6 protein-coding genes are annotated in these 6,040 nt (G+C 69.5%); 2 read left to right on the top strand and 4 right to left on the bottom strand.

Annotated elements, in window-relative coordinates; translation table 11 throughout:
* Positions 1-1,227 (top strand): ATP-dependent DNA ligase (locus tag RTM68_RS16345; protein WP_312172935.1); only part of this gene is annotated, 1,227 nt, incomplete at its 5' end.
* Between the two features lie 7 nt (positions 1,228-1,234).
* Here the strand turns inward: RTM68_RS16345 and RTM68_RS16340 are convergent.
* From RTM68_RS16340 to RTM68_RS16325, 4 genes are read right to left on the bottom strand one after another with little or no spacing between them, the layout of a single operon-like run.
* Entirely contained in the window at positions 1,235-1,744 is a 510-nt protein-coding gene (locus RTM68_RS16340) for a phosphoribosyltransferase (protein WP_210097298.1), read from the bottom strand.
* Between the two features lie 48 nt (positions 1,745-1,792).
* On the bottom strand, positions 1,793-2,638 hold the full coding sequence (locus RTM68_RS16335) for a transglutaminase family protein (RefSeq protein ID WP_312172932.1): 846 nt from the start codon (positions 2,636-2,638) through the stop codon (positions 1,793-1,795).
* On the bottom strand, positions 2,635-3,561 hold the full coding sequence (locus RTM68_RS16330) for an alpha-E domain-containing protein (protein ID WP_312172929.1): 927 nt from the start codon (positions 3,559-3,561) through the stop codon (positions 2,635-2,637). Before RTM68_RS16330 ends, RTM68_RS16335 begins: the two co-directional genes overlap by 4 nt.
* Entirely contained in the window at positions 3,555-5,234 is a 1,680-nt protein-coding gene (locus RTM68_RS16325; RefSeq protein WP_312172927.1) for a circularly permuted type 2 ATP-grasp protein, read from the bottom strand. The genes RTM68_RS16330 and RTM68_RS16325 overlap by 7 nt, the downstream gene beginning before the upstream one ends.
* Before the next feature lie 203 nt (positions 5,235-5,437).
* Between RTM68_RS16325 and RTM68_RS16320 the strand changes: the two genes are divergently transcribed.
* The coding region (locus RTM68_RS16320) for a thiamine pyrophosphate-binding protein (protein WP_312172925.1) at positions 5,438-6,040 on the top strand (603 nt) is incomplete at its 3' end.

Below are 6,040 nucleotides of genomic sequence, written 5' to 3'. Positions count from 1 at the left end.
GAACTGCTCTCCGCCGTCGCCAGCCGCGCCACGGCCGCCGAATGGGATCTCCTGTCGCGCGCGATGCTCGGCGAGCTGCGCACCGGTGCGCTCGGAGGCGTGCTGCTCGACGCGATCGCTCGCGCCTCTGATCGCCCTGCGGCATCCGTGCGCCGCGCGGCGATGCTGTCCGGCGACCTCGGCGACACTGCGGTCATCGCCCTCACCGGCACCGCGGCCGAACTCGACGCGGTCGGCCTCGTGGTCGGACGCCCTGTGCTTCCCATGCTCGCCTCGACCGCAGCCACGCCGACCGCTGCGCTGGAGGTCACGGGCCTGGCGTCCGTCGAGTACAAGCTCGACGGTGCGCGTATCCAGGTGCACCGCCACGGCGACGATGTGCACGTCTACACCCGCAGCCTCGCCGACATCACGCACCGTGTGCCCGAGATCGTCGAGATCGTGCGAAGCCTCCCCGCTGACGACCTGATCCTCGACGGCGAGACGCTCTCGCTCGATGAGGACGGGGGCCCTCGCCCGTTCCAGGAGACCATGTCGCGGTTCGGAGCCGACGTCTCACGCGACCTCGTGCTGCGGCCGTGGTTCTTCGACGTACTGCACGTCGACGGGCGCGATCTGCTCGACGAGCCGCTCTCGACCCGCCTGACCGAGCTCGAACGCGTCGCCGGCGAGTGGCGCATGCCGGGCATCGTGACCGACGATCCTGCAGCCGCCGAGCAGCTGTCCCGTGACGCTCTGGCGTCCGGACACGAGGGTGTGCTCGTCAAGGGAATCGACGCTCCCTACTCGGCAGGGCGTCGTGGCAAGTCCTGGGTCAAGGTCAAGCCTGTGCTGACGTACGACCTCGTCGTGCTCGCCGCCGAATGGGGATCGGGGCGTCGCCAGGGTCTGCTGTCGAACCTGCACCTCGGCGCTCTCGATCCCGACGGAGAGTTCGGCGAACCGGGCGGACTCGTGATGGTCGGCAAGACCTTCAAGGGACTCACCGACGAACTGCTGCGCTGGCAGACCGAGAACTTTCCGTCGCTCGAGACGCGGCGCACCCGGAGCACGGTGTTCCTGCGCCCCGAGTTCGTGGTCGAGATCGCCATCGACGGCGTGCAGCGGTCGCCGCGCTACCCCGGTGGCATCGCCCTGCGCTTCGCCCGGGTGAAGGGCTATCGACCCGACAAGACGCCTTCCGGTGCCGACACGATCCAGACCCTGCGCGCACTGCTGCGCGGCTGAATCGAGGTCAGGCGCTCGGTGCGAGTCCGAGGTCCTCTTCGCGCACGGTGCCCTGGAACGACCACGGGAAGTTGATCCAGAGGTCCGTGTCCTTCCAGGCGTAGTCGGGCTGGATGATCGTCGACGGCTTCGTGTAGATCGTGACCGAGCGCACATCCGCGCCCTTGTCCTTCAGCAGCTGCACGGCCAGGGCGAGGGTGCGCCCCGAATCGGCGACATCGTCGACGAGCAGCACGCGCCGCCCGTCGAGATACGCCATGTCGAGCTCGGGCGGCAGCACCTCGGGCGCATCGAGCACGGTGCCGATACCCGTGTAGAACTCGACGTTGATCGCCCCGCAGTTCTTCGCGCCGAGGCCATACGCGATCGCACCGGCGGGCAGCAGACCGCCGCGGGCGATCGCCACGACGACCTCGGGCATGAAGCCGCTGTCGAGGATGCTGCGCGCGAGATCTCGCGTCGCGGATCCGAAGCCGTCCCAGGTGAGCGTCTCGCGCTCGATCGAAGCATCCGTCATCGTCTCATTCTTCCCCACCGCCGGGTCTCACCTGACCAGGATCCCGGCTCATCCCAGCCGTGTGACCTCGACCGAGACGAACAGCTCGGATGCACTCGGGCCGGCGTACACGCCGCGGAGCGGAGCGACGTCTGCATAGTCGCGGCCGTGCCCGACGTAGACGTGCGACTCCCCGACCTCGACGAGGTTGGTCGGGTCGTAGCCCCGCCATTCACCCGAGTACCACTCCACCCAGGCGTGCGACTCGCCCGTCACCGGCTGCCCGATCGCCGCCGTGGGGTCGGGGTGTAGGTAACCCGAGACGTACCGCGCCGGGATCCCCGCCGCGCGGAGCACTCCGAGCGCGACGTGCGCGATGTCCTGGCACACCCCGGATCGCGCGGGCCACGCATCGCGCGCCGTGGAGCTCACACCGGTCACGCCGCTGCGATACTCCATCGCCTCTCCGACCGTCCGGCAGATCTCGTAGGCCGTCTCGTCGACCCCGCCGCCCTCGGCCTCGATCCGCAGCGCGAGCTCGTGCATCTCCTCATCCGGGTCGGTCGCCGGTGTCTGCGTCACGCATTCGGCCAGGGAGAGCGATTGCGGGATGCGGGCGGCGAGCTCGTCCCAGTCGATGCCCGTGCCTGCAGGAGGCAGCGGCCTGACATCGACCACACTGGTCGCCGTGACGGAGAGCTCCTGGTGCGGGGTGAGCACCTCGAACGTCGAGACTCGTGTGTCCCAGTAGTCCGCATACGAGTGCTGCGTCGCCGTCGGCGAGATGTCGAGCGTCGCCTGCAGCACGAACTGCCCCTCCCGGGAATGCGGGAGCATCCGCGCCTCGTTGTACGACGCCGTCGCCGGCTGCTCATAGCGGAAGCCCGTGCGGTGCACGATCCGAAGCCGGCTCACAGCGCCTCTCCGATCCACACCGGCATCGCGATCGACGGGAAGTAGCGTTCCCTGATCGCGTCACTCGCCATCGACATCCCCATCTGAACCTCCTCCATGCTCTCCGACAGGCGATGCACGGTGTCGCCGATCGGTCGGTACTCCAACTCCGACCGCATGCGTCCGAGCACCCGGTGAGCGCGGTCCGGGGCTCCGAATGCGGCGGACGGATCGATCCCGCGCAGGCAGTCCTCGGCCTGCAGGATGCTCGAGAGCACCGAGCGGGGGAACAGCCGATCGACGAGCAGGAACTCCACCGCGGAGGCTGCGGTCGGCACGGCCCGATGACTGCGCAGGTGAGCCTCGTACGCGCCGCAGCTGCGCAGCAGCGTCGTCCAGCTCGGGCCGCCCGCCTCCGTCAGCGACCGCGTCGCCAGCAGGCGAGCAGTCATGTCGGCACGCTCGATCGAGCGACCGAGCACGAAGAAGTGCCAGGCCTCGTCTCTGCTCGTCGACGAGTCCACGACGCCGAAGGCCAACGCCGACCGGTCGCGCACCCACCGGAAGAACGGGTGCGTCTTGTCGGAGGCGATCCGCCGCGGCATCCGCGCGTTCGACTCGTTGAGCGTCTCCCAGAGGTCCGTCGAGATGATCTCGCGCGCGCGGCGTGCGTTCTCCCTCGCGGAGGCGATCGAGTGGGCGATCGAGGCGGAATGGTCCCGGTCCAGCGCGAGCAGCCGCACCACGTCGTCGCGGCTCAGCACCGCGTCGTCATCGGCGGTCGTGCCCATGACCGAGAGGAGCGCTCGGCAGGCGGTGTCCTCCTCGACCCAGGGGTCCTCGAGCAGCAGCTGAAGGTGCACATCGAGGATGCGCGCCGTGCCGTCCGCCCGCTCGACGTATCGTCCGATCCAGAACAGCGCCTCCGCGATACGACTCAGCACGTCGCACCTCCCTGCTGTTGCTGCTGCTGTTGCTGCTGGTGGTGACGCAGCTCGAGGTCCTCGTCCTGCGGCGACGAGAGGAACGGCTGATGCGGCTCCTCTCGCGACGGCGACACGATCGCGATAGCCCCGGTGGCGAGCGACACCTCGTCGGCGGCGGGGTCGGCCTCCCCCGTCACGGTCGTCGTGGGCCCCGTGAACAGAGACGGGTCGAGCACCCAGGTGTCCTTCGATCCTCCGCCCTGGCTCGAGTTCACCACCAGCTGCCCCTCGGGCAGAGCGACTCTCGTGAGCCCACCCGGGAGGACCCAGATGTCCTGCCCGTCGTTGACCGCGAACGGCCGCAGATCGACGTGCCGCGGGCGGAAGCCGTCTTCGACGAGCGTCGGGATGGTCGACAGCTGCACGACCGGCTGTGCGATCCACCCTCGCGGATCCGCGAGCAGAGTCTTGCGGAGCTCGTCGAGCGTCTCGCGCGATGCGTCCGGCCCGACCACGAGTCCCTTGCCCCCCGAGCCGTCGACCGGCTTCACGACGAGCTCGTCGAGCCGATCGAGCACCTCCTCGAGAGCATCCGGCTCCTCGAGCCGCCAGGTGTCGACGTTCGGGAGCACCGGCTCCTCGCCCAGGTAGTAGCGGATCAGGTCGGGCACGTACGTGTACACCAGCTTGTCGTCGGCCACGCCGTTGCCGATCGCGTTCGCGAGCGTCACGTTGCCGAGACGGGCGGCGAGCATCAGCCCGGGCGCCCCGAGCACGGAGTCCGGTCGGAACTGCTGCGGGTCGAGGAACTCGTCGTCGACTCGTCGATAGATGACGTCGACGCGGGTCGGGCCGGCAGTGGTGTGCATCCACACCCGACCGCCCGAGCAGAACAGGTCGCGTCCCTCGACCAGCTCGATCCCCATCATCCGGGCGAGCAGGGTGTGCTCGTAGTAGGCCGAGTTGTGCACCCCCGGGGTCAGCACGACCACGGTCGGGTCGTCGACACCCGCGGGCGCCGCTGCGCGCAGGGCCTGCAGCAGCCGTCCGGGATAGTCGACCACCGGACGCACCCGCAGACTCGTGAACAGCTCGGGGAGCGTCTGCGCCATCACCCGCCGGTTGGCGAGCACGTAGCTGACGCCGCTGGGCACGCGCACGTTGTCTTCGAGCACCCGCCAGGCTCCCGCCTCATCGCGGATGACGTCGATGCCGGCGACGTGGATGCGGACGCCGTTCGCTCCGACGATCCCCGCCGCCTGGCGGTGGAAGTGCGAGGACGAGCTGATCAGCGACGCGGGGATCACACCGTCCTGCACGGCCAGCTGGGGCCCGTACACGTCGGCGAGGAAGGCCTCGAGCGCCCGCACTCGCTGTTTCACCCCGGACTCGACGTAGGTCCAATCGTCCGCCGCGATCACGCGCGGGACCACGTCGAGCGGGAACGGCCGTTCCTCCCCGGCGAAGTCGAACGTCACCCCCTGCGCGAGGTACGAGCTGGCGAGCGCATCCGTGCGCGCCCTCAGCTCCGCATCGTCCATGCCCGCGAGCGCCGGATACATGTCCTTGTAGGGGATGCGAACTCCCTCGCCACCCGGCGCCGCATCCGCGGGGAACATCTCGTCCCACGGAGCAGCCCCCGCCCGCTCGGGTGATCGACGCGAGGTGTATCCGTTGAACAGCGACTCCATGACCGCATGTTTCCCTGTCACCGTTTCGGCGGTGTTACGCGCACGAGACGGCGCCGCGTCGGCGGCCACGGCGGTAGGATCGACTCGTCCGGCTCTCTGCCGCCGGTGCCTGAAAAAGAGGCACGAAGCACCCCACGAAGACGCGGGTGGCGAGACACATACGGAATCGCACGTTCTCCGTCCCTGTCTCGAAAGGCTTTCGCATGCCCACCGTCTCCGCGCACGTCGCACTCACCCTCGCCCAGCACATCGATGCCGTGTTCGGTGTGATGGGCAACGGCAACGCGTACTTCCTCGATGCCATCGAGACGCAGACGGATGCGGTCTTCACCGCCGTCCGCCACGAGCAGGGCGCGGTCGTCGCGGCTGACGCGCATTTCCGCGCATCCGGACGCATCGCCGCCGGGACCTCGACCTACGGTGCGGGCTTCACCAACACGCTGACCGCTCTCGCCGAGGCCGTGCAGGCGCACGTGCCGCTCGTGCTCGTGGTGGGCGACGAGCCGACGTCGGGCCCTCGTCCGTGGGACGTCGACCAGATCGCCCTCGCCTCGGCCGTCGGCGCTCGCACCTATACCGTCGGGCACGCGGATGCCGCAGCGACCACCGTGATCGCGATCGAGCACGCGCTGACCTATCGGGTGCCCGTGGTGCTGGCGATCCCCTACGACGTCGCATCCTTCGAGGCGGGAGCAGTGCCCGAGGCGCCGATGCCGCGCATCCCCGCGCCGCTCGCTCCTCGCGGAGAGTTCGCCGAGGGCACGCTGAGCGAGATCGCCGCGGCGCTCGCCGGGGCATCCCGCCCG

The sequence above is a fragment of the Microbacterium sp. genome, assembly GCF_031988965.1.
Lineage (GTDB): Bacteria > Actinomycetota > Actinomycetes > Actinomycetales > Microbacteriaceae > Microbacterium.
This window is presented reverse-complemented; position numbering and strand designations above follow the sequence as displayed.